Below are 2,500 nucleotides of genomic sequence, written 5' to 3' on the forward strand. Positions count from 1 at the left end.
TTGCTGGCAGATCCCGTTGATGGGGATTTGCTGCCATGCATGGGTGTTGGGCAGCGGTGTTGGCGATCAAGCCAATCGAGCGATTAGTACCGGTTAGCTGAGCGTGTTGCCACGCTTATACATCCGGCCTATCGACGTGGTGGTCTTCCACGGCTCTGATAGGGACTACTCGTTTTGAAGGGGGCTTCCCGCTTAGATGCTTTCAGCGGTTATCCTGTCCGTACATAGCTACCCGGCAATGCGGCTGGCGCCACAACCGGTCCACCAGAGGTACGTCCATCCCGGTCCTCTCGTACTAGGGATAGCGCTTCTCAATAGTCCTACACCCGCGGCAGATAGGGACCGAACTGTCTCACGACGTTCTAAACCCAGCTCACGTACCACTTTAATCGGCGAACAGCCGAACCCTTGGGACCTGCTCCAGCCCCAGGATGTGATGAGCCGACATCGAGGTGCCAAACACCCCCGTCGATGTGGACTCTTGGGGGGTATCAGCCTGTTATCCCCGGCGTACCTTTTATCCGTTGAGCGATGGCCCTTCCACTCGGGACCACCGGATCACTATGACCGACTTTCGTCTCTGCTTGAGATGTCTCTCTTACAGTCAGGCAGGCTTATGCCATTGCACTCGACGACTGATTTCCGACCAGCCTGAGCCTACCATCGCGCGCCTCCGTTACTCTTTGGGAGGCGACCGCCCCAGTCAAACTACCCACCATGCAGGGTCCCACTTCCGGGTGACGGAAGGTGGTTAGATATCAAGAACGGCAAGGGTGGTATTTCAAGGGTGGCTCCACACCAGCTGGCGCCGGCGCTTCAAAGCCTCCCACCTATCCTACACAAGCCGCTCCTAATACCACTGCAAAGCTATAGTAAAGGTGCACGGGGTCTTTCCGTCTAACCGCGGGAACTCCGCATCTTCACGGAGATTTCAATTTCGCTGAGCCGATGTTGGAGACAGTGGGGCAGTCGTTACGCCATTCGTGCAGGTCGGAACTTACCCGACAAGGAATTTCGCTACCTTAGGACCGTTATAGTTACGGCCGCCGTTTACCGGGGCTTCGATTCAGAGCTCTCACCCCTCCTCTTAACCTTCCGGCACCGGGCAGGCGTCAGACCCTATACCGCGTCTTGCGCGACTTCGCAGAGCCCTGTGTTTTTAGTAAACAGTCGCCACCCCCTGGTCTGTGCCCCCCGCCCCTGGTTGCCCAGAAACGGGGCCCCCTTCTCCCGAAGTTACGGGGGCAATTTGCCGAGTTCCTTCAACATCGTTCTCTCAAGCGCCTTGGTATACTCTACCTGTCCACCTGTGTCGGTTTCGGGTACGGTCTATAAGGTGGGGCTATTTCCTGGAAGATCGCCGCTGCCCACCCAATCCAGTAAGGATGAACAACTCTTGACCTCCGTCACCACCACCAGGCCCAGGAATATTCACCTGGTTCCCATCGACTACGCCTTTCGGCCTCGCCTTAGGGGCCGGCTCACCCTGCGCGGATTGGCCTTGCGCAGGAACCCTTGGACTTTCGGCGAGAGTGGTTCTCACACTCTTTATCGCTACTCATGTCAGCATTCTCACTTCCGATACCTCCAGAAGACCTCGCGGCTCTTCCTTCACTGGCTTACGGAACGCTCCGCTACCACGACCCCCCGCAAGGGGAGATCATCCACAGCTTCGGTACATGGCTTGAGCCCCGGTACATCTTCGGCGCAGGACGGCTTGATTAGACCAGTGAGCTATTACGCTTTCTTTAAAGGATGGCTGCTTCTAAGCCAACCTCCTGGTTGTCTTGGCCTTCCCACATCCTTTCCCACTTAGCCATGATTTGGGGACCTTAGCTGGTGGTCTGGGTTGTTTCCCTCTTGACCATGGACGTTAGCACCCATGGTCTGTCTGCCGGACTAAGCTTACGGGTATTCGGAGTTTGGTTAGGTTTGGTAAGCCTCGCGGCCCCCTAGCCCATCCAGTGCTCTACCCCCCGCAGCCATCATCCGACGCGCTACCTCAATAGCTTTCGCGGAGAACCAGCTATCTCCTGGTTTGATTGGCCTTTCACCCCTAACCACAGGTCATCCCCGAATTTTTCAACATTCGTGGGTTCGGTCCTCCAGTGCGTTTTACCGCACCTTCAACCTGCCCATGGCTAGATCACCAGGTTTCGGGTCTCATACAGACAACTCGATCGCCCTATTCAGACTCGCTTTCGCTCCGCCTTCGCCTAACGGCTTAAGCTTGCTGCCTATACGAAGTCGCTGACCCATTATACAAAAGGTACGCTGTCACCCCTCAAGGGGGCTCCAACTGTTTGTAGGCATCCGGTTTCAGGGTCTGTTTCACTCCCCTTGTCGGGGTGCTTTTCACCTTTCCCTCACGGTACTGGTGCACTATCGGTCACTGAGGAGTACTTAGGCTTGGAGGGTGGGCCCCCCATGTTCAGACAGGATTTCACGTGTCCCGCCCTACTCGATGACAATCAAGAAACCTACCGATACGGGGCTCTCA

At 56.3% G+C, this 2,500-nt stretch carries 1 rRNA gene (cut by a window edge); it reads right to left on the reverse strand.

What is annotated here, in order from left to right:
• Positions 1-62: 62 nt before the first annotated feature.
• Positions 63-2,500: ribosomal RNA gene (locus tag ABZ728_RS00005) — 23S ribosomal RNA — on the reverse strand (it continues 318 nt past the right edge of the window).

The organism is Fodinicurvata sp. EGI_FJ10296 (genome assembly GCF_040712075.1).
In the GTDB taxonomy this organism is placed as follows: domain Bacteria; phylum Pseudomonadota; class Alphaproteobacteria; order DSM-16000; family Inquilinaceae; genus JBFCVL01.